This window comes from Stenotrophomonas sp. Pemsol, assembly GCF_003586545.1.
GTDB lineage: Bacteria > Pseudomonadota > Gammaproteobacteria > Xanthomonadales > Xanthomonadaceae > Stenotrophomonas > Stenotrophomonas sepilia.
The window spans coordinates 2295127-2315122 of sequence record NZ_CP025780.1 but is presented as its reverse complement, the minus strand read 5'-3'; the positions used below and the strand labels follow the sequence as shown (position 1 = coordinate 2315122).

Annotated in this window: 19 protein-coding genes; 11 read left to right on the top strand and 8 right to left on the bottom strand. The window is 66.4% G+C overall.

Annotation, left to right across the window (positions count from 1 at the left end; all coding sequences use genetic code 11):
* Positions 1-63 precede the first annotated feature (63 nt).
* From PEM_RS10855 to PEM_RS10845, 3 genes are all read left to right on the top strand, one after another.
* Entirely contained in the window at positions 64-1881 is a 1818-nt protein-coding gene (locus PEM_RS10855) for a M3 family metallopeptidase (protein WP_240431624.1), read from the top strand.
* 187 nt (positions 1882-2068) lie between these two features.
* Positions 2069-2449, top strand: coding sequence for an FtsX-like permease family protein (locus PEM_RS10850; protein ID WP_162911591.1), 381 nt, complete (start codon positions 2069-2071; stop codon positions 2447-2449).
* A gap of 127 nt (positions 2450-2576) precedes the next feature.
* Positions 2577-2897: a hypothetical protein gene (locus PEM_RS10845; RefSeq protein ID WP_111127371.1), complete on the top strand. Its 321-nt coding sequence runs from the start codon at positions 2577-2579 to the stop codon at positions 2895-2897.
* Between the two features lie 13 nt (positions 2898-2910).
* Here PEM_RS10845 and PEM_RS10840 read toward each other — a convergent pair whose 3' ends face one another.
* Entirely contained in the window at positions 2911-3894 is a 984-nt protein-coding gene (locus PEM_RS10840) for a hypothetical protein (protein WP_111127420.1), read from the bottom strand.
* Positions 3895-4032: 138 nt separating this feature from the next.
* Here PEM_RS10840 and PEM_RS10835 point away from each other — a divergent pair, with 138 nt between their 5' ends.
* The 3 genes from PEM_RS10835 to PEM_RS10825 all read left to right on the top strand — a co-directional run bounded on the left by PEM_RS10835 (position 4033) and on the right by PEM_RS10825 (position 6649).
* Positions 4033-4998: a DUF2268 domain-containing putative Zn-dependent protease gene (locus PEM_RS10835; RefSeq protein WP_111127369.1), complete on the top strand. Its 966-nt coding sequence runs from the start codon at positions 4033-4035 to the stop codon at positions 4996-4998.
* Between the two features lie 49 nt (positions 4999-5047).
* Positions 5048-5830, top strand: a complete 783-nt coding sequence (locus PEM_RS10830; RefSeq protein WP_111127367.1) for an SGNH/GDSL hydrolase family protein — start codon at positions 5048-5050, stop codon at positions 5828-5830.
* Between the two features lie 141 nt (positions 5831-5971).
* Positions 5972-6649, top strand: a complete 678-nt coding sequence (locus PEM_RS10825) for a hypothetical protein (RefSeq protein ID WP_005417335.1) — start codon at positions 5972-5974, stop codon at positions 6647-6649.
* A gap of 3 nt (positions 6650-6652) precedes the next feature.
* On the opposite strand, the gene PEM_RS10820 is transcribed toward PEM_RS10825, so the two are convergent.
* On the bottom strand, positions 6653-7198 hold the full coding sequence (locus PEM_RS10820) for a thioesterase family protein (RefSeq protein WP_053497299.1): 546 nt from the start codon (positions 7196-7198) through the stop codon (positions 6653-6655).
* A gap of 69 nt (positions 7199-7267) precedes the next feature.
* Here PEM_RS10820 and PEM_RS10815 point away from each other — a divergent pair, with 69 nt between their 5' ends.
* From PEM_RS10815 to PEM_RS10800, 4 genes are all read left to right on the top strand, one after another.
* Positions 7268-7843 carry a TetR/AcrR family transcriptional regulator gene (locus PEM_RS10815; RefSeq protein WP_005417331.1) on the top strand — a complete coding sequence of 192 codons (576 nt, stop codon included), beginning with the start codon at positions 7268-7270 and terminating at the stop codon, positions 7841-7843.
* A 53-nt stretch (positions 7844-7896) separates the two neighbouring features.
* Positions 7897-8280: a nuclear transport factor 2 family protein gene (locus PEM_RS10810; RefSeq protein ID WP_065186177.1), complete on the top strand. Its 384-nt coding sequence runs from the start codon at positions 7897-7899 to the stop codon at positions 8278-8280.
* A 153-nt stretch (positions 8281-8433) separates the two neighbouring features.
* Positions 8434-9213 (top strand): hypothetical protein, encoded by a 780-nt coding sequence (locus PEM_RS10805; RefSeq protein WP_065186176.1) that lies wholly within the window; start codon positions 8434-8436, stop codon positions 9211-9213.
* A gap of 195 nt (positions 9214-9408) precedes the next feature.
* The gene (locus PEM_RS10800) at positions 9409-9927 is read left to right on the top strand and encodes a hypothetical protein (protein ID WP_111127417.1); all 519 of its coding nucleotides are present in this window, start codon (positions 9409-9411) and stop codon (positions 9925-9927) included.
* Positions 9928-9973: 46 nt separating this feature from the next.
* On the opposite strand, the gene PEM_RS10795 is transcribed toward PEM_RS10800, so the two are convergent.
* Complete coding sequence (locus PEM_RS10795) at positions 9974-12085, bottom strand: TonB-dependent receptor (protein ID WP_111127363.1); 2112 nt, start codon at positions 12083-12085, stop codon at positions 9974-9976.
* Between the two features lie 194 nt (positions 12086-12279).
* The gene (locus PEM_RS10790; RefSeq protein ID WP_111127361.1) at positions 12280-13716 is read right to left on the bottom strand and encodes a serine hydrolase domain-containing protein; all 1437 of its coding nucleotides are present in this window, start codon (positions 13714-13716) and stop codon (positions 12280-12282) included.
* A gap of 225 nt (positions 13717-13941) precedes the next feature.
* Between PEM_RS10790 and PEM_RS10785 the strand changes: the two genes are divergently transcribed.
* The gene (locus PEM_RS10785) at positions 13942-14535 is read left to right on the top strand and encodes an Imm30 family immunity protein (protein WP_146256586.1); all 594 of its coding nucleotides are present in this window, start codon (positions 13942-13944) and stop codon (positions 14533-14535) included.
* A gap of 130 nt (positions 14536-14665) precedes the next feature.
* Here PEM_RS10785 and hutU read toward each other — a convergent pair whose 3' ends face one another.
* Genes hutU through hutI form a run of 4 tightly spaced genes read right to left on the bottom strand, consistent with a single transcriptional unit; the run spans position 14666 to position 19942 of the window.
* The gene (gene hutU, locus PEM_RS10780; protein ID WP_065186172.1) at positions 14666-16333 is read right to left on the bottom strand and encodes a urocanate hydratase; all 1668 of its coding nucleotides are present in this window, start codon (positions 16331-16333) and stop codon (positions 14666-14668) included.
* Entirely contained in the window at positions 16330-17184 is an 855-nt protein-coding gene (gene hutG / locus PEM_RS10775) for an N-formylglutamate deformylase (protein ID WP_053497287.1), read from the bottom strand. Before hutG ends, hutU begins: the two co-directional genes overlap by 4 nt.
* Positions 17181-18722: a histidine ammonia-lyase gene (hutH, locus tag PEM_RS10770; protein ID WP_111127357.1), complete on the bottom strand. Its 1542-nt coding sequence runs from the start codon at positions 18720-18722 to the stop codon at positions 17181-17183. Before hutH ends, hutG begins: the two co-directional genes overlap by 4 nt.
* Positions 18719-19942, bottom strand: coding sequence for an imidazolonepropionase (hutI, locus tag PEM_RS10765; RefSeq protein ID WP_111127414.1), 1224 nt, complete (start codon positions 19940-19942; stop codon positions 18719-18721). The genes hutH and hutI overlap by 4 nt, the downstream gene beginning before the upstream one ends.
* Positions 19943-19996: the final 54 nt, after the last annotated feature.

Sequence of the window (19996 nt, the reverse complement as noted above, 5' to 3'; positions counted from 1 at the left end):
TCCACCCGGGCTGCTAAGCTGGGAGTGGAAACAAACCAGGAGACATCGATGCATCGCAATGGGATGCGCGCCATCACTTTTGTCATCGCGACGCTGTTGGCCGGGATGACACACGGAGTGGAAGCGCAGGCTCTGCGGGCAGATGACCGCAGCTACTTTGGCAGCGCCTCCCAGGAACGTGAGGCGTGGCAGAACCTCGAGCGGAGGACCCATGCCCTCAAGGCGCTTCATGCGCCGCCAGACGTGAGGTTCCAGCAGGCCGAACAGCTGTATGGCGAGTGCCTCCGGCACCATGGCTACCTGCATCTTCAGGCCGCGCGCAATGCCGACGATGCCCGGCTGGCCAACACCCAGGGCGAAGTCGCCAGCACATGTGGACGCATCGCGGCGATTGCCAAGCAGGCATTGCGTGATGCGCCCGCGCACGCTGCCTGGATCGGGCCGCATGCCGACCTGCGTGAACGGGCGTTGCGGGAGGATGTGCAGCCGGCCAATGCAGCGCTGGTGGATGCGGTCGACACGTTGGCTGACCCGGCGCTGGACAGCTTCGGGCGTCTGCACCGGCAGCTGCTGCAGTCGGCCCCCTTTGCGCGTTTCGAACATGAAGGCCGCACGCTCGACAGCCGCACCGACGCGCGAGCCCTTTCCCGCCTGCCGGACCGTTCACTGCGCGAAGCGGCATGGCGTGCCTACTGGCAGGGAATGGCGTCGCGGCGCAGCGAAATGGCAACGGTGCTGCTGGGCCTGGTCCGCCTCAACGAGCATGCGTCGGAACTGCAGGGCGATGGAACTGCGCCTGACCGCAGCTACCGGCACATGGGCCTGGATCAGGCCGCCGTCGACGCGACACTGGCGGCGGTAGCGCGCCACGCGCTGCTGCGGCGGAACTACCAGCAGATGCAGTTGACCCATCTTGAGCGCATGGGCCAGGCGTCTCCACAGATCTGGGACATGGACCTGCCTGATGCGGGCTATATTCCTCCGCCGCTTGACCTGGCGCAGTTGCGTGATGCGGCGGCGGCATCAATGCAGGTGCTGGGGCCGGATTACGTGACAGGGCTGCGCGGGCTGCTCAATCCTGCGGGCGGACGCATGGATCTGGGCGGATCGGCAGGGCGGCGCGCGATGGATGCGTTTTCGATCAGCGCCCCCGGCGTGCCTTCGTTGCTGTTCGTTGGCCATCGCCAGGGCGATCTGGAGGGGGATGTCCAGATCGCTCACGAAGCCGGCCATGCCATGCATGGCCAGTGGATGCAGCGCGGCGGCGCATCATCATTCCAGCGCAACGGCAACAAGTGGTTGACCGAGGCCTTCGCCATCTACAACGAACTGAAGTTCCGCGATCAGCTCTACCGGCAGGCCAGTGATCCACGTGCCAAGGCGTATTACCTGAAGTCGTTGCTCGATGACATCATCCTGCAGCTGTTCGTATCGTCTGAAGAGGCCGATCTGGAACAGTCCATCTATCAGGACGTGGCCGCCGATGAGGTTGGCAACGCAGACGCGCTTGATACGCTGACGATGAAGGTGCTGGGCAGGTACGGGGGCGCATCGGAGCAGTATCCCGAGCTGCGCAGCACCTGGATATCCAAGCGGCTGATGTATGAGGATCCGCTTTACCTGGCCAATTACCTGTATGCCGGACTGATTGCGGTGCAGCTCTTCGCCCAGGACCAGCAGGATCCGGAGGGATTCAGGGAGCGCTACCTGGCCGTCCTGGGCGAGGGCTTTGATCGCCCACCGCAGCAGCAGGTCGAGCAGTTGCTGAATGCGAAGCCTGACTGGTCAAGCCTGGTCGAGCAAGATCTGGGCGTTTTCCAGCAGTACCTGGTGAAGTTGCAGGGACTGCACGCGGAAATCGAGCGCAAGCGCGGTCGCTGAACAGGCGACAGCCTGCTGCTGCCGCTGATTCCCGATGGCACCCGGGTGATGTACGCGGTGCGCAGCGAGCCGGACGCGCTTTCCGCGGTCCTCGACTCGGCCCGCAATGCGCTGGCCGCGCGCGAAGCGAACCGGATGCTGCCCCGGGTCCAGCGCTTCAGCGAACTGCGTGCGGAATACTTCCGGCGTGACCAGCATCTTCCTGTGCGCCGGCATCTCGCTGTTGATCGTGACCGGCACGGGCGTGTATGGGCTGGCCAGCTTCTGGGTCCGCAAGCGCTATCCGCAGATCGGCATACGACGTGCGTTGGGTGCCCGCAGGCGCGATGTGATCAGCTTCTTCATGATCGAGAATCTGATGCTGACCTTCGTCGGCGCGATCGCTGGCAGCGTACTGGCATTGGCGTTGAATGTCTGGGTTTCGCGCTACTACGAGGTACCTCGCATCGATCCCGGGTACCTGGTGCTGGGCGTCGGGCTGGTGTTCGCCCTGGGGCAGCTGGCTGCCTGGGTACCGGCGCGGCGGGCGGCGCGCGAGGCCCCCGTGGCGGTTCTCAACAGTACCTGATGGATCCGGAGGGTGACCTCGTGTCATTGGCCGTTGCGATTGCGTAACCATATGTGATGCGGGTGCCATGGCGTGCGGACGCTGCGATACGCTGCAGGCCTGTTGCTGTCTGCCATGGGTTTCACCTATGAAGTCCAAACGTGTTGTCGCAGTGTTGGCGCTGGTGATGACGCCGAGCCTGCATGGCCAATCACTCCCCTCCGAACTGGCGCAGCTGGGCATTGTCGCCGGCATGCCTTATGCCAAGGCCAAGCGCCTCATGGATGCGGCAGGGTGGCATGTGAGTCCGGTTCAGGGCGCGCCTGAGTCACTCGAGGGCTTTCCGGAAGTCGGATGCCAAAGGGGCGCCAAGCAGTGCGCGACGACCTTCGAAAAGGAAGGTCAGCAGATCGCGGTGCGGCTGGGCACTACCCTGGCAGGGCAGCCGTTCGTGCAGGGCGTGGACTGAGCGCTCATTGCGTTCAGGCCAGCGGTAACCGGTCCTGCGCGTGCGACAGCCGATCGTGCAGCTCGCGCACATGCTCGGCCTTGGCATGCACCCGGGAGGTGTCGCCGAAGCTGCGCAGGTAGGTGCACGCGGCAAAGCCGGCACTCTTCTTTTCGTACTCGGCAATCCAGGCCAGTCGATCCGGATTGTTGGCCTGTTCGGCTGACCACGCGGCCACCGGCGGCCGGATGCGGTACTTCAGGCCGACGCGCCACGGCTTCGGTGTCAGTCGCGCACGGAAACAATGCTGCAGCCGGCACATGCGCGCGTACAGGGTGTCGGTGCCCAGTGCTTTGAAGAATGCCTGGAGCTGCTCGTCCTCGGGCGAGAAGGTGGCATGCATCGCCAGCACGCGCAGTCCGGCCGGCGTGCGGTAGGTGCGCAGATGCCAGTCCGGATGCTGTTCGCTGAAGGCTGCGACCCACTGCAGCGCCACACCTTCGGCGCCACCGGCGGCGGCCAGGCGCCGCTTGCGCTGCATCAGCATCGCGGCATTCACCAGCACTACGGCCGCCACACCCAATACCAGTCCCACTAGCCAGTGCCAGAGCAGGGTGCCGATGATGGCGCCGGCGAACAGCAGCACTGCCGCGATGATTGCAGGCATCACGCAGCCTGCCGGTGGCTGCGGATGGTCGATGTCGGCGAACAGTATGTCCGGTGTATTCAGGCACAGCGCGCCGTAGCTGTTGCGGGTGATGATGACATCGCCGTCGCGCTGCACGATCTGCTCGCGGATTGGCACACCCTCCACGCCATAGTTGCTGCGCACTTCGCGACGCGGCAGCGCCTGCCCGGCAAGGATGGCATTGAGGGCTTCGTTGGCACGGCGGTCGGCGTGGGCCTGGGCCTCGGCAGGTCCCTCATCGGACCAGCCGAAGCGGCGTACGACCACCGGCCGGCCACGGAAACGGGCCTGCAGGCGGGCTTCGGCCCAGTACGCGGGAACGATCATCATCGTGCGGTGCTCCATCATCCATGGCAGGTGCCTGAGTGAGTCTGGCACAGCCCCGAAGGCCCTGCATGTGCCCGCTGCGGTGGCCGGGGCGGAGTGATAGATTGCGCGCTTCGCATGCACTCCACCAAGGACGGAGCGATGTCCAGTTTCCTGCGTTGCCTGCTTGCCCTGGCCTGTGCCGGGGCGGTCGGTGTGGCGTCGGCGGGTACTCCGTCGGGGCCGCAGATCCTCACCAATGATGCCAGCCGCTTCTACGCGCTCTACGACAGCACCGGTGGCAAGCCCAGTGTCGCCCAGCTGGCCGGCTATCTGGCCGAAGGCAGTACGGGCCTGGGTGAACTGTCGAAGGCGCGCCGGGTCACGCCCGAGCGCATGGCCGAGGCCATTGCCAGCCAGCCCGAGGTGTATGCGCAGGGCCGTAGTTGCCTGGCGGAGCTGCCGGCGGTGAAGCAGCGCCTGGTACAGGTGTTCGGCAACCTGCAGGCGATCTATCCGCAGGCCGCGTTTCCGCCGGTGACCCTCGCGGTCGGCCGGGGGCGTCCGGTCGGGCTGACCTCGAAGAGCGGCGTGATCATCGGCCTGGAAGCGCTGTGCGCAGCGGATTTCATGAATCCCAATGTGCAGGACCGCTTCGTGCACGTGATCGCCCACGAGTACGTGCACATCCAGCAGACCGGCCTGACCGATTTCGAGCCGGGCGACCCGCATGCGACGGTGCTGCGTGTTTCGTTGGGCGAAGGCATCGCCGAGTTCATCGCCGAGCTGATTTCCGGCAACGTCGGCAACGGCCGGCATGCCGCCTGGACCCGTGGCCGGGAAGTGCATATCGAAAGCGCTTTCGCGCTGGATGTGGACAGCACCGATCTGTCGCCGTGGCTGTATAACTACAAGCCCGGTTCGCAGGAACCCTATGACCTCGGGTACTGGGTGGGCTACCGCATCGCCAAGGCCTATTACCTGCAGGCCAAGGACAAGCGTGACGCGGTGCGTGCGCTGATCCAGCAGGACAACCCGAAGGCGATCCTGACCGCCAGCGGGTGGACCCCAGGCATGTGGATGCCGGCCAAGGTGACCGGCGTGGCCGCGCGGTCGGCGGCGCGGTAAGCGCGGGGCCGCGCGCTAGACTGGCCCGGACATTCAAGGGAGAGACCCCATGCGTTCCTTGTCCGGCGGCCTGGCCGCAGTTGCCATCGGTATCGCGCTGAGCGCCCACGGGGTGGCGGCCGAGATGCCCGCGATCAACCCTTTGCTGCTGGAGCCTGTCGAAAGCCTGCGCGCGGACGAAGTGCGCTTCATGCAGCAGCGCCTGGCCGATTGGCCGCAACTGCAGCGTTATCGCGACGCCAACGCGCGACTGCCTGCCGCTGTACCGGGGCAACCACGCGTGGTGTTCTACGGTGATTCCATCACCGAAGGTTGGGGCAGGGAAGGCAGCGCATCGTTCTTTCCCGGCAAGGGCTGGCTCAACCGCGGCATCAGTGGCCAGACCACGGCGCAGATGCTGGTGCGGTTCCCGCAGGACGTGCTGGCCCTGAAGCCACAGGTGGTGGTGATCCTGGCCGGCACCAACGACATTGCCGGCAACACCGGCCCGTCCACGCAGGCGATGATTGAAGACAACCTGCACGCGATGGTGGACCTGGCACGCGCACATGGCATCACCGTGGTACTGGCATCGGTGCTGCCGGTCAGCGATTACCCGTGGTTGCCGGGCACGGCACCTGCTCCCAAGGTGCGCGCATTGAACGCGGCATTGAAGCGCTATGCCGATGCGAAGCAGCTGATCTATCTGGACTACTACACGCCGATGACCAATGCCGCCGGAGGGCTGGATCCGCAGCTGGCCGAGGATGGCGTGCATCCCACGGCGAAGGGCTATGCGGTGATGGCGCCGCTGGCGGAGGCTGCAATCAGGCGCGCAATGGCGCCGGACTAGGCACAGCACCCGCAATGCACAGCGTCCAGCCCGTCGAGGTAAAATGGCCCCGGAGCCGGCCACGCAGCGTGGCCGCCAGGGACGATCGGGTGGGTGATGCGGAAGGGAATCCAGGGATGGCTGCGCCGCAGCGGCGCAACGATGGCACTGCTGCTGGCAGCCGTACCGGCGTTCAGTGCAGACACGGCGGCGCCTTCGCCGCTGACGCGTGAGCCGGTGGCCGGAGTTTCACTGGCCGAATGGACCGCCCGCTGGTGGCGCTGGGCCGACGCCCAGGGCGGCGCGCCCTATCTCGACCCGGATGGCCGTGTATGCGATGTGGGCCAGGAAGGCCCGGTCTGGAACCTGGCCGGCACCAATGGCCGTTTCCGGCCACATCGCGAATGCGTGGTGCCGGCGGGCAAGTACCTGTTGCTGCCGATCATCAACATGGCGCACTACCAGGTGGATGAGTCTGTGTCCTGCAAGGAGCTGCAGGCGGGGGCGGCGGTCAACAACGATTATCTGATCAGTGCAGTGGTGCTGCTGGATGGCCAACCCCTGGGCGACATGCGCATGCATCGGGTGCGCAGTGAAGGCTGCTTCCGCATGGATGACGATGACGCAGACTCACGGCTGGCCGCCGCCGACGGCTACTGGGTGATGCTCAAGCCGTTGCCGCCAGGCCGGCATACCCTCAGCGTGGGCGCCAACTACGGCGTGCCGGAGGGTGGCGCGTACAGCCGCATGCGGCAGTCCTTCGAGTACGTGCTGCATGTGGGAGGGCGCACCCAGGTCGTATCGCGCAAACTGCACGCGGTGCCGCTGGCCGCCCCCTGAAGCTCAGGCATCGTCCTGCTTCAACGCTGCATCGGCCGCCAGCAACGCTTCGGCGGCCGCACCGAGCGGCGGCGAGGGCGGGGCAACCACACCGATCGCTTCCATCATCTTCGGCATGCCCAGGAACTGGCGCGCGCGGCGGTCGTAGATGCCGGTGACCAGCAACGCGCGCGTGGCGATCTTCTGCTCGGCACCGATCAGCACGCGCTGCTCCATGATGCCGCGCGAGCCGACCCAGCCCACCAGTCGTGTTTCCAGGGTGAAGCGCTGGAACGGCTTCAATTCGCGGCGGAACTGGATGGTGCCGGCGCCGACGATCGGCGCCCATTTCTCGCGCAGCGCCACCCGGCCCAGACCCATGCGCAGGATCAGGTCCAGCCGGCCCAGGTCGAAGATGTTCCAGTAGCGGCCGTTGGTCATGTGCAGGTTGCTGTCCAGGTCGTTGGGCAGCACCCGGAACTGCAGCCGCGAGACACCGAACGGGGCCTCCAGCTTCGGCCGGAACAGGCTGCACAGCAGCAGGTGGAGCAGACGGAACCAGAGATTCATGGCTATGACGACTGTTATAGAATCGCCGGTACGCTAATCTATGACGACTGTCTTAGCAAGGAGACCGCCGTGAGCCCGCGACCGTCCGATGCCCCACAGCGCGTGATCGATGCCGCGGCGCAGATGCTGGCGCGGGTGGGCCTCAATGCCACCAGCATCCGCGAAGTGACCAAGCTGGCCGAGGCGCCATTGGGCTCCACCTACCATCACTTTCCCGGCGGCAAGCAGGAGCTGCTGGCGCGCGCCACCCACATGGCCGGCGACAAGGTGGAGGCGCTGCTGGTGGAGCTGTTGAAGGATGGGGCGGTACAGGGCCTGCAGCAGTTCCTTGCGATGTGGCGCGAGCGTCTGCTGCGCTCCGGGTTCCGCGCTGGCTGCCCGGTGCTGGCCGCTGCCGTGGAGGAGCCGGTGGAGGCGACACCCAGCCAACCCCGCGCGGCGGCCGCCGAGGTGTTCGCACGCTGGCACGGCCACCTCGCCTCGGCATTCGTCGCCGAAGGACACGCCCCGCCAGCAGCGGCTGAGCTGGCCAGCCTGGTGATCGCCAGCGTGGAGGGGGCGGTGGCGATGTGCCGTGCGCTGCAGGACATCGCCCCGTTCGATCAGGTGGCCGCGCAGCTGCTGAAGGCGGCCACGCGGCCTTGATCGGCCGGTGCCGACAGGCCAGACTCGCCAGCAGCCCACGACTGGATGCCGCCATGGACGAATTGCACCATCGTCAGTTGATCGAGCACTACCTGCAGGCCTACAACCGCTTCGATATCGACGCCATGCTGGCGGTGCTGGCGCACAACGTACGCTTCGAGAACCACAGCGGCGGCCAGCTGACGATGGTCACCGAAGGCGTCGATGCCTTTGGCGAACTGGCACGCCAGTCTGCGCGCCTGTTCCGGGAGCGCGAACAGCGCTTGCTGGCGCTGGTGTTCGATGGCGACCAGGCGACGGCGACGATTGGCTGGCGCGGCGTGTTCGCGCAGGATGTTCCCGATGGACCGCGTGCGGGCACTGAGCTGGAACTGCAGGGCCAGAGCGAGTTCGTGTTCGCGGGTGGCCGCATCGAACGGATCATTGATCGCAGCTGAGGAACGGCCGCTTGGAACCGCCGTCTGGACAGCGGAGCTGCCCGCGGTAGAATCCGCCCAACACCGCCTACGCGTGCCCGGCAAGGATGTCCGCATGCAGCATCAGGTTCCCGAGGTCCCTGGCCGCGATGCCTCCCGCCCCCTGGCGGCGGCATGAAGCGCTCGCGCCATTTTTCACGCAGCCCACTGACATTGCCGATGAACCGCGGCAGCGAAGTCGTGCGTGCGCGCAGGCACTTGCAGCAGCGCGGTTGGCCACGCCTGCAGATGGCACTGATCGTCGCCCTGACCGGTGCGGCCGGTTTCCTTGCCTCGCACCTGCTGCGCCTGGCCGGTATCGACGCGATGTGGTTTCGCTACCCAATGGCCGTAGTGCTGGCCTACGGCGTGTTCCTGCTGCTGATGTGGATCTGGATCCGCTGGCGTTGGGACAACGTGCTGGATGGCCTGTCGCCGGATGTGGGCGGTGGCAGCCCATCCCCTCGCGGCAGTGCCGTGGAATCACCGTGGAGCGGCGCCGGCGGCCGTTCCGGCGGTGGCGGTGCGTCGGCCTCGTGGAACGAGCCGGCATCGGTGAGCAGTGGCGACGCCGGAGAGCTGCCGTTGGCCGGGCTCGCTGAAGACGAAGCGGGCTTGCCGTTGCTGGCCATCCTCGGCATCGTCGCGCTGGTGGCGACCGTCCTGCTGGCCAGCGTGTGGGTGGTGTGGTCGGCGCCGGTGCTGATGGCCGAACTGCTGGTGGACGCGGCGATCGCCGGCGGCCTGTACCGGCGCATGCAGGGCATGCACGAGCAGGGATGGTGGAGGGTATGCGTGTCGCACACGGTCTGGCCGCTGATCGGCCTGTTGCTGTTCTTCGCGGTGCTGGGCTGGCTTGCTCAGGAACTCGTGCCGGGTGCGAGCCACCTGCTGCAGGTCATCCAGGGGCTGTAATGCGGTTGCTTCCTTCGTATGGCCCGGTCCCGACCTGTTTTCAGCCGCCCTGAACAGTGGGCTATGATCGCGGTCGCCGAGGATTCGTGTCCTGGCGGTTTCACCTATCCGGAGCTTGTCGTACTGCATCGGGAACCGGGGCGCTGGATGGCCGAACGCCCACTGAGACACACAACCACTGACGAGGAAGAGCGCATGGATGTCGCTGCACGCAGGAACAGGACGTTGTTTCGTTGGATCATGGTGACGCTGCTGGCGGTGTGGTTGCCGTTTGCAGCACTGGCGCAGCCGGCAGCCGGGCAGGGCGATGGCGCTGAAGCCGGCACTGCCGCGGAAGAGGCGCAATGCCGCGCCTGCGCCTATGAGCGCATTGGACCGAAGGTTGATATCGGCCTGGTGGCACTGGTGTCGCTGCTGGTGGTGGGTCTGCTGGTAGCGGTGTCCCGCGAGTGGGGAACCACCTCGCAGCGCTGGACCTGCCGCACGCTGGCGCTGCTGCTGGTGGGCATCGGCCTGGCGTTGTCGTGGTGGGCTGGCAGCGTCGTCTACCTGGGCTACAACCCGTGGCAGGAAATGGCGGCTCCCGTCGATGGCTCGCTCACCTCGACACTGCTCAATACCTCACCGAAGTGGCTGGCGGCACTGGTGCTGGTCGGCTTGGCGCCTTCCATCTGGAAGCGCAGCGAGCGCCTGCCGTCCTGGCGTATCGGCTGACCCTGGAACGACGGCGCCGGATCACACCCGGCGCCGCCTGCGGCAATCACTCAAAGCGCCAGCGCACGCCTGCATAGAGGCCACGACCTTCGCCCGGGGTCGAGCGCGCAACATCCTTGCCGGCATCGTCGTAGCCCGGTGTGACCGTGGCGGCATAGTGGCGGTTGCCGATGTTGCGCATCTCCGCCCAGGCCTGCCAGCGACCGCCGGGGGCGTCGTAGCCGATGCGGCTGCCGAAGATCACATGGCTGTCGGCCCAGTAGCTGTTGGCATAGTCCACCGCGATGCGCGAGGCGTATTCGGTGTTCAGTGCCGCGTACAGGCCGGATGCATGATCGAAGCGCAGCTCGGCCTGGTAGGCGTGGCGCGGCAGGCCGGGCAGGCGGTTGCCGCCGAAGCGCGCATCGTGGCGGTAGCGGAAGTCGCTGAAGGTATACGCCTGGCGCAGCGACAGGCGGCCCGGTGCAGCCTGCCACAGCGTGCTGTCCAATCCGGCCTCGATACCGCGGTGCACGGTGGGGCTGGCATTGTTCTCGACGATGAACAGGTTCGGCAGCGGTTGCAGTTCGACGCTCAGCAGTTCGTGGTTCACGTGGGCGTAGTAGCCGGTCAGTTCCCAGCGACCCAGCGCCGCATCACCGCGCGCGCCCAGTTCCAGCGTGGTGGCGGTCTGGTTCTGCATCGGCACCGGCGCGCGCTGGCGGCCGGTAGACGGGCCATTGCCCGGCCCGAAGTACTGGTTCGAGCCCCAGATCATCGACCACGGGTGCGGTGCCTCCACCGAACGGCTGAGGTTGCCGAACCACTGGGTTTGCGCGCTGTGCTGCCAGGTAAAGCCCAGTCGCGGTGCGTAGTCCCAGTCGTGGTCACGCAGGCGGCCGCTGCTGCTTGGCCAGGTCACCTGCACATCGCGACGGGTGTTGATCAGTGCCAGCCCGGTCTGCATGCGCAGGCGGTCATTGAAGGCGAGGGTATTGCCGACGTGCAGTGTGCTGTCGGTGCCGTGGTGGCGGAAGTCACGCGTGCGCGTGCCGGCAGCGTAGCCGTTGCTGGCAAAGCGCAGCGACTCGCGCACATCGGCATCCAGGTCATGGGTGACGCGCAGGCCGACCGTGGTCTCGCTGTCCAGCCCGAACAGCCGGTGGCGGTGGTGGTAGTCCAGCGTGGCGTTGAGGTTGGCGTAGTCCAGCTGCTGGCGGTACAGGCTCTCGTTCAAGTCCATCGGGTACGTGTGGTAGACCAGCCCGGCCTGCAACGACGAATCCTCATCGATCTGCAGCGTGGTGACGTTGCCCATCCAGGTGCTGCCCGGCTGCGGGCGACGCGCATCGATGGCCAGATTGGCCGCGTTCGCGGCGCGCGGATCGTTGCGGATCTGATCGCGGGTCAAGCGACCGGGCGTTTCGTGATTGGTTTCGCGGTAGCGCACGAAGAAGCGCGTCTGCAGGTCGGGCGTGATCTGCCAGCCGATGTTGGCCATCGCGCCCTTGCCGTCGCCGCGCGCATGGCGCTGATAACCATCGAACTCGGTATCGGTGTAGGCCAGAAAGTAATCGAGATCTCCGTTGACACCGCCCCAGCTGATGCCGCGTTTCTGGTAGCCACGGCTGCCGGCCTCGTAATGCAATTGCACGCCAGCCGAATCACGGCCGCTGCGGCTGACGTAATCGATGGCACCGCCGAGTGCCAGCGCACCACGTTCGAAACCATTGGCCCCGCGCAGGACTTCCACGCGCGAAAGCCACAGCGGTTCCAGCAGTTCGTAAGGCGTGCCACCCGGGCCGGTCAGTGGCAGGCCGTCGATCGACACCGCAATGCCCGAGGCATGCGCGCCCGGCCCGCGGTTGATGCCCGAGCCCCGGATCGAGATCTTGGTGCCCTCGTTGCCCGGCGACTGCGCGCTGATGCCCGGCTGGTAGGCCAGCACATCGGCGCTGCTGGAAAGGCGGCTGTCGGCCTTGGCCACGTCGATGACGTTGCTGGCGCCGGGTACGCGCTTCAGCGCCTCGCGCGCCTGCGCGCTGGCATCGCCAGCAGCGGTGACCTGCACCGCATCCAGCGTGGTGGCCTGCGGAACTGCAGCGGCAGTGGAGGCGAGGCCAAGGGAAACGGTCAGAGACAGCAGCGAGGGGATGGGGCGGTACGACGAGAGCGACATACGGAAATGCTGTAAACCACGAAAGTGGCGCGAAAGTTAACAGGTCGACGGCGCCACGTCACCCATCGGCGGCGTATGGCCGCCCGCCGCGTTCCTGTAGAGCCGAGCCCTCGCTCGGCTAATCGCGCGCAGCGCGGGTTGTCTGCCATCGCGACGAAGAGCAGCCGAGCATGGGCTCGGCTCTACAGCAGGGTTCATGGCGAGGGTTTCGTCAGCGTCTTCGACTTTGCGTAGAACTGATCAGCTGCTTCCTTCTCGCCCAATGCCGCATGACACTCGGCCAGGCTGTCCCACACATTGGCCGAATCCGGATACAGCTCGGTGTTGAGGGCGAATACCTTCAATGCCCTGCGTGCACCAAGGCTCTCGCGGATGGCATAGCCGCTGGCGTTGATCGCTCGTTCCAGCTCGCTGCCCGCCACCCGGTTGTTATCGCGCAACCAACTGCGTATCGCCTGGACAGCGCCTGCATCATCATCCAGCGCATACGCGACCAGCCCCTCGGACAGCACCGCGTGCGGAAACGCCTGCGGCGCCGCGACCGCCATCGTGCTCTCCACCAGCGTGCTGGACCAGACATTGCGCGCGCTGCCGTTGGTCAGGTACACGAACACCCAGTAGCCGTCGGCCAGCGTGTCCTTGTACGCCAGCCGCGCACGTACACGGGTGCCGCCATCATGGCCCACCTGGGTGTAGCCGTCGCTGCGGGTGGTGTCCCAGCCGGTGGAGAAGAAATTGCTGCCGCCACCGCTCAGTTTCTGCGGCTGCCAGAGCTTTTCCAGGGTCTCCGTACGCACCAGCGTGCCGGTCGCCAGCGCCTGCAGGAAGCGGTTCATGTCGCCCACGGTGGTCTGCAGATCGGCATGGCCCCAGCCGTAGTCCGGCCAGGGATCTTCATTGGCAGGCTGCAGTTGGCCATCCTTGCCGATGTACGGCACCGCCGCGCGCCGGGCCGGCACGCTGGCAACGCCCCACGAGGTGCTGGCCATCTTCAATGGCTGCAGGATGCGTTCGCGCGCGATGGCCGGGTAGGGCTTGCGGTAGTGCGCTTCCAGCAACGCCGTCAGCACCAGGTAGTTGGCCTGGGTGTACTGCACGCGGCTGCCGGTGGCGAACTGCATCGGTGTCGCGCCGGCCACCTTCAGCGCAGTGCCAAGGTCAGGCGCTACACCGGGGTAGCCCTTGCTCACCCAGCGGTTATCCACCCGGTTGTAGTACTCGGCGATGCCGGAGCTGTGGTTGAGGAAGTCGCGCACGGGGATCGTCTTCCATGCGGCCGGCAGGTCCGGCACATAGCGGCTGGCCGGCGCATCCAGATCCACCTTGCCCTGGTCGACCAACTGCATCACCAGCGTGCTTGTCAGCAATTTAGCCATGGACTGCGCGGCGAAGATGGAATCGGCGGCGGCAGGTGTGTGCGTAGCGCGATCACGTTCGCCGCTGGCGCCCTGGTACAGCACCTGGCCGTTGTGGGCGACCAGTACCGCCTGACCGGCGATGCCGTAGCGTTCGAGGTTGGCCTGCAGTTGGGCGTCGAGCTGGGTAGAGAGGCCGGCGGAGAGGTCACTCGCTGATGCCGGCGGAGCAGCGAACAGGACGCAGAGCAATGCAGCATCAAGGGTGCGGTACATCGCGGTGATCCATCAGCGGTGATGGCGCATGTTGGTCAGCGGCGGGCAACGGGTCAAGCGGAGGCGGGCGCCTATGTGAATGCGTGAATTTCCAATGGCCTGTCGTAAACAGCTCTTCGCGACTGATGAGGCACCAGATATAAGAGCGCCTCAGCCCACACCGACGCGATAGTCTTAAGCGGGTTTAGACGACTCCACCCATGCGGCGAAGCTTCAGGCGCTGGCTTGAGCATCGATTCGATCGATGCCCGGCGGCGTTTCACTCCAGCACCAGAGTTGTCTTGGTGCGCGCGTACAATCGAATGCCGCTCCATTGATGGACAGGTGCAAGCAGTGCCAACTGCCACCAACGACGCTTTGATCAAGAGCCAACTTCTGGACGAGCTGTTGCGGGCTTCGCAAATGCTCACTTCAGAAGAGGTTGCGGTATTTGACCGGACGGTTCAGGCGCTATCAGGTCTGGGGTTCTCCAGTCGGGAGCTGGAAGTTCTCTTCTCGATGTTCGCCGATGACACTCCGCATCATGAAGTCATGTGGGGCCTTCTTCATCTTGTCGAGGCAAGTGACGGCGACAGCATGGTTTCCGCGCTTGTCCAATCAGCTCCGCACATGCGTCGCGTGGCACCAGAATGGTTGGAGACTTTCATCTGCAGATTGCTTAATAGTGATCTACACAGAAATGTGTTGATTGCTTATCTGAAGAGCATGGCCTCGACGAAGGGTGCAGCAGAAGTCGTCTCCTTGATCAAAGCGCTGAAGGATGATGCGTCGGACAGTATTCGAGCAAGGGCATCGGTGGTCGCCTCGGCATTGATGTAGCGGAGTGAGCGCCGACCTAGGTCGGCATCTACCAGAGCGTCCCAGCACCAGAAAGGGGCAGACGGCGGCCGGCGGCACGGACAATGCATGGGCGGTGCCGGCCAGCGGCCGGCACTACCTCAAAACTGCGTCAGCCGAGGATCCCCGGCAGATCCAGCCCCTTCTCCTTCGCGCAGTCGATCGCGATGTCATACCCCGCATCGGCGTGGCGCATGACGCCGGTGGCCGGGTCGTTCCACAGCACGCGGCCAATCCGCTTCGCCGCTGCCTCGGTACCGTCGCAGACGATCACCATGCCGGCATGCTGGGAGAAGCCCATGCCCACGCCGCCGCCATGGTGCAGCGAGACCCAGGTCGCGCCGCTGGCGGTGTTGAGCAGGGCGTTCAGCAGCGGCCAGTCGGACACCGCGTCGGAGCCATCGGCCATCGCTTCGGTTTCGCGGTTTGGCGAGGCCACGCTGCCGCTGTCCAGGTGGTCACGTCCGATCACCACCGGCGCCTTCAGTTCGCCGTTGGCGACCATCTCGTTGAACGCCAGTCCGAGTCGATCGCGATCACCCAGGCCGACCCAGCAGATGCGCGCCGGCAGGCCCTGGAACTTGATCTTCTCGGCGGCCATGTCCAGCCAGCGGTGCAGGTGGGGATTGTCCGGAATCAGTTCCTTCACCTTGGCATCGGTCTTGGCGATGTCTTCCGGGTCGCCACTCAGTGCCGCCCAGCGGAACGGGCCGATGCCGCGGCAGAACAGCGGGCGGATGTAGGCCGGCACGAAGCCGGGGAAGTCGAACGCGTTCTCCACGCCTTCTTCCAGCGCCATCTGCCGCAGGTTGTTGCCGTAGTCCACGGTCGGCACGCCGAGTGCGTGGAAGCCGAGCATGGCGCGGATATGGTTGGCCATCGACGCGCGCGCTGCTTTCTCCACTTCCTTCGGCGCGGACACGCGCTTTTCGTCCCATTGCTCGACGGTCCAGCCCTGCGGCAGGTAGCCGTTCACCGGGTCGTGCGCGGAGGTCTGGTCGGTCAGCAGGTCCGGCTTCACGCCCCGCTTGAGCAGTTCGGCCAGCACGTCGGCGACGTTGCCGAGCAGGCCCACCGACTTCGGCGTGCCGGCCTTGCAGGCTTCATCGATCAGGCGCAGCGCTTCGTCCAGGTTGTCGGTCCAGGTATCCAGGTAGCCGGTGCGCAGGCGCATGTCGATGCTGCTCTTGCGGCACTCGACGGCCAGGCAGGAGGCGCCGGCCATCACGGCGGCCAGCGGCTGTGCGCCGCCCATGCCGCCGAGGCCACCGGTGAACAGCCACTTCCCGGTCAGGTCGCCACCGAAATGCTGGCGCCCCATTTCCACGAAGGTCTCGTAGGTGCCCTGCACGATGCCCTGCGCGCCGATGTAGATCCAGCTGCCGGCGGTCATCTGGCCGTACATGGCCAGGCCCTTCCTATCCAGCTCGTTGAAGTGGTCCCAGTTGGCCCAGCGCGGTACCAGGTTGGAATTGGCGATCAGCACGCGCGGCGCATCGGCGTGGGTGCGGAACACGCCCACCGGCTTGCCCGACTGCACCAGCAGGGTCTGGTCGTCGTCCAGGCGCTTGAGCGTTTCGACGATGGCATCGAAGCTCTCCCAGTCGCGTGCGGCGCGGCCGATGCCGCCGTACACCACCAGTTCCTGCGGGCGCTCGGCCACATCGGGGTGCAGGTTGTTCATCAGCATGCGCAGCGGCGCTTCGGTCAGCCAGCTCTTGGCGTTCAGCGTGGTGCCGGTCGGCGCGGCGATGGTGCGGGACGGGTCGTTGCGGGTCATGCGGCGCTCCGGTTCGTAGCGAATTCAAGGCAGGCATTGAGCACCTGCGCCAGGGTGTGGCGCAGCGGTGCGGCGTGGTCGGGGTCGAGCGGGGTGGGCCAGCTGTGCTCGTCCACCTGGTCCGGCAGGGGTTCGTGCATGTAGCCGCGGCAGGCCAGCTCCATCTGCAGGCTGTGCACGCCGCCGGCGATGTTGCTGTAGTGGCGGGTGATCCAGCCGCCCTTGAAGCGGCCGTTGCGCACCTGGCTCATGCCACTGATCTTCAGCAGGTTCTCCACCACGTCGCTCAAGGCGTTGTCGCAGGACGTGTCCGGCGCGCCAGACGGGCCGGCGGTACCCAGGTTGAACTGCGGCAGTTCGCCGTCGAACAGGTGCGGAATATGTGAGCGGATCGAATGTGCGTCGTACACCACCACCGTGCCGAACTTCGCGCGCAGGCGGGTGATCTGCGCGGTCAGCGCATCGTGGTAGGGCAGGAAATACGTGTCGCGACGCCGCGCGATCTCGGCGTCATCCGGTTCGCGTCCGGCGTGGTACAGCGGCTGGTTGTCGAAGGTGGTCAGCGGGCACAGGCCGGTGGTGTTCTGGCCCGGGTACAGCGAGACCCCGCTGGGGTCACGGTTGAGGTCGATCACCGAACGCGAGATTGCCGAGCGCACCGTGGTCGCGCCCATGCCACGCACAAAGTCGTACAGATCGTGCACCCACCAATCGGCGTCACGACGGGCCAGCCACGGCGAGTGGTAGTCGCCCATCAGCTCATGCGGCAGCTCGCTGCCGGTATGCGGGAAGCTGACGATGAGGGGGGCATCGCCCTCGTGCACCGTCAGCCATTCGGGAAGGGTCGTCATGCCTGCGGTTCCACGGTCGGCAACAGATCGCCCAGGCCCTGCGCCAGCGCACCGCTGCGCACCAGATTCGTGGCGGTCACCATGTCCGGATGGAAGTAGCGGTCTTCTTCCAGTGTCGACACCTGCGCGCGCAGGCTGGCGCGCACGCTTTCCAGCGCGGCACTGGAGCGCAGCGGGGCGTGAAAGTCGCAGCCCTGCGCGGCGGCCAGCAGTTCGATACCGATCACGTTGGCGGCGTTCTCGGCCATCTGCATCAGGCGGCGTGCGCCGTGCGCGGCCATCGACACATGGTCTTCCTGGTTGGCCGAGGTCGGGATTGAATCAACGCTGGCCGGGTAGGCGCGCTGCTTGTTTTCCGAGACCAGTGCAGCCGCGGTCACCTGCGGAATCATGAAGCCGGAATTCAGGCCCGGGCGCGGGGTCAGGAACGCCGGCAGGCCGGACAGCGCCGGGTCCACCAGCATCGCCAGGCGGCGCTCGCTGATCGAGCCGATCTCGCACACCGCCATCGCCAGCATGTCGGCGGCGAAGGCGACCGGCTCGGCGTGGAAGTTGCCGCCGGACAGTGCTTCGCCGGTGTCGGTGAACACCAGCGGATTGTCGGACACGCCATTGGCTTCGATTTCCAGCGTGGTCGCGGCCTGGCGCAGGATGTCCAGCGCCGCGCCCATCACCTGCGGCTGGCAGCGCAGGCAGTACGGATCCTGCACGCGCACGTCGTTGTCACGGTGCGATTCTCGGATCTCCGAGCCCTGCATCAGCGCGCGCAGCGTCGCGGCGGTGGCGATCTGCCCGCGCTGGCCGCGGATGGCGTGGATGCGCGGGTCGAACGGTGTGTCCGAGCCCTTGGCCGCTTCCACCGACAGCGCGCCGGTCACCAGTGCGGCCTGGAACACGGTCTCGATCTCGAACAGGCCCGCCAGCGCATAGGCGGTGGAGAACTGGGTGCCGTTGAGCAGCGCCAGGCCTTCCTTCGCGCCCAGTTCGATCGGCTGCAGGCCGGCACGTGCCAGTGCATCGACCGCCGGCATGCGCTCGTCACCGATGAAGGCTTCACCGACGCCCAGCATCACGCTGGCCAGGTGCGAGAGCGGCGCCAGGTCACCCGAGGCACCCACCGAGCCCTGTGCGGGCACCACCGGCAGCACGCCCTTGACCAGCATCGCTTCGAGCAGCAGCAGGGTTTCCTCGCGAATGCCCGACGCGCCCTGCGCCAGGCTGACCAGCTTCAGCGCCATCATCAACCGCACCACGCTGGCCGGCATCGGCTCGCCCACGCCGGCGGCATGCGAGAGCACGATGTTCCGCTGCAGGGTGGCCAGGTCTTCGCGCTCGATGCGCACGCTGGCCAGCTTGCCGAAGCCGGTGTTGATGCCATACACCGGTGCGCCTTTGGCGACGATGGCGGCCACCGCCGCAGCGCTGGCGCGCACCACCGGCAGCGCGGCCGGGTCCAGTGCAAGCGGCGCACCGCGATAGACCTGCCGCCACTGGGCGAGAGTGACATGGCCGGGGCGAAGAACCAGGGTGTTGCTCATGTGTTGCTCCAGGAGGCAGGCAGGTCGGGCTGCCCGCGCACCACGCGCGCGTGCAGCGGGTTGAATCCAATGCGATAGACCAGGTCGGCGGGGGCGTCGATGTCCCAGATCGCCAGGTCACAGTCCATGCCGACGGCGAGGCGGCCGATGCGCTCACCATGGCCGAGCGCGCGCGCCGCTTCACGGGTGAAGCCGGCGATGCACTCATCCACGGTCAGGCGGAACAGGGTGGCGCCCATGTTCATCGCCAGCAGCGGGCTGGTCAGCGGCGAAGTGCCCGGGTTGCTGTCGGTGGCCAGCGCCAGCGGCACGCCGGCCGCACGCAGCGCGGCGATCGGCGGCAGGGTGGTATCGCGGGTGAAGTAGAAGGCGCCCGGCAGCAGCACGGCCACGGTGCCGGCGGCGGCCATCGCGGCGATGCCGGCGTCATCCAGATGTTCAATATGGTCGGCCGAGAGTGCACCGAAGCTGGCGGCCAGTTCAGCACCATGCTGGTTGCTCAGCTGCTCGGCATGGATCTTCACCGCCAGCCCGTTGGCGCGCGCCGCTTCAAAGACCTGCCGCGCCTGCGCTGGCGAGAAGGCGATGTTCTCGCAGAACACATCCACCGCTTCGGCCAGGCCTTCCGCGGCGATGGCCGGAATCATCACGTCGCACACCTCGTCGATGTACTCCTGTGCTTCGCGGCCCGGCGGAATTGCGTGCGCGCCGAGGAAGGTGGTCACCACGTTGACCCGGCATTCCTCACCCAATGCACGCGCCACCTGCAGCTGCTTGCGTTCGTCGGGCAGGGTCAGGCCGTAGCCGGATTTGATCTCAAGGGTGGTCACGCCCTCGGCGCGCATTGCCAGCAGGCGCGGCCGGCTTTCGCGGGCCAGCTGTTCCGGTGTGGCAGCACGGGTGGCGCGCACGGTGGAGACGATGCCGCCGCCGGCACGGGCGATGTCGGCATAGCTGACGCCCTGCAGGCGCTGCTCGAATTCGTTGGCGCGGTTGCCGGCGTAGACCAGGTGGGTGTGGCAGTCGATCAGGCCCGGCGATATCCAGCGGCCCTCGCCGTCAATGCGGGTGGTCGGCTGCAGGTGGGCGTCGCTGCCGGCCGGGCCGACATGGACGATGCGGCCGTCGGCGCAGGCCAGTACGCCATCGCGGATGACACCCAGGCCCTCGCCATCGAGGGTGATCAGGTGGACGTTGGACCAGAGGGTTTCGACGTGCATGGCATCCACAACGCGGCTGTGCTTATATGTCTATACAATATAGGTGTCCATTTC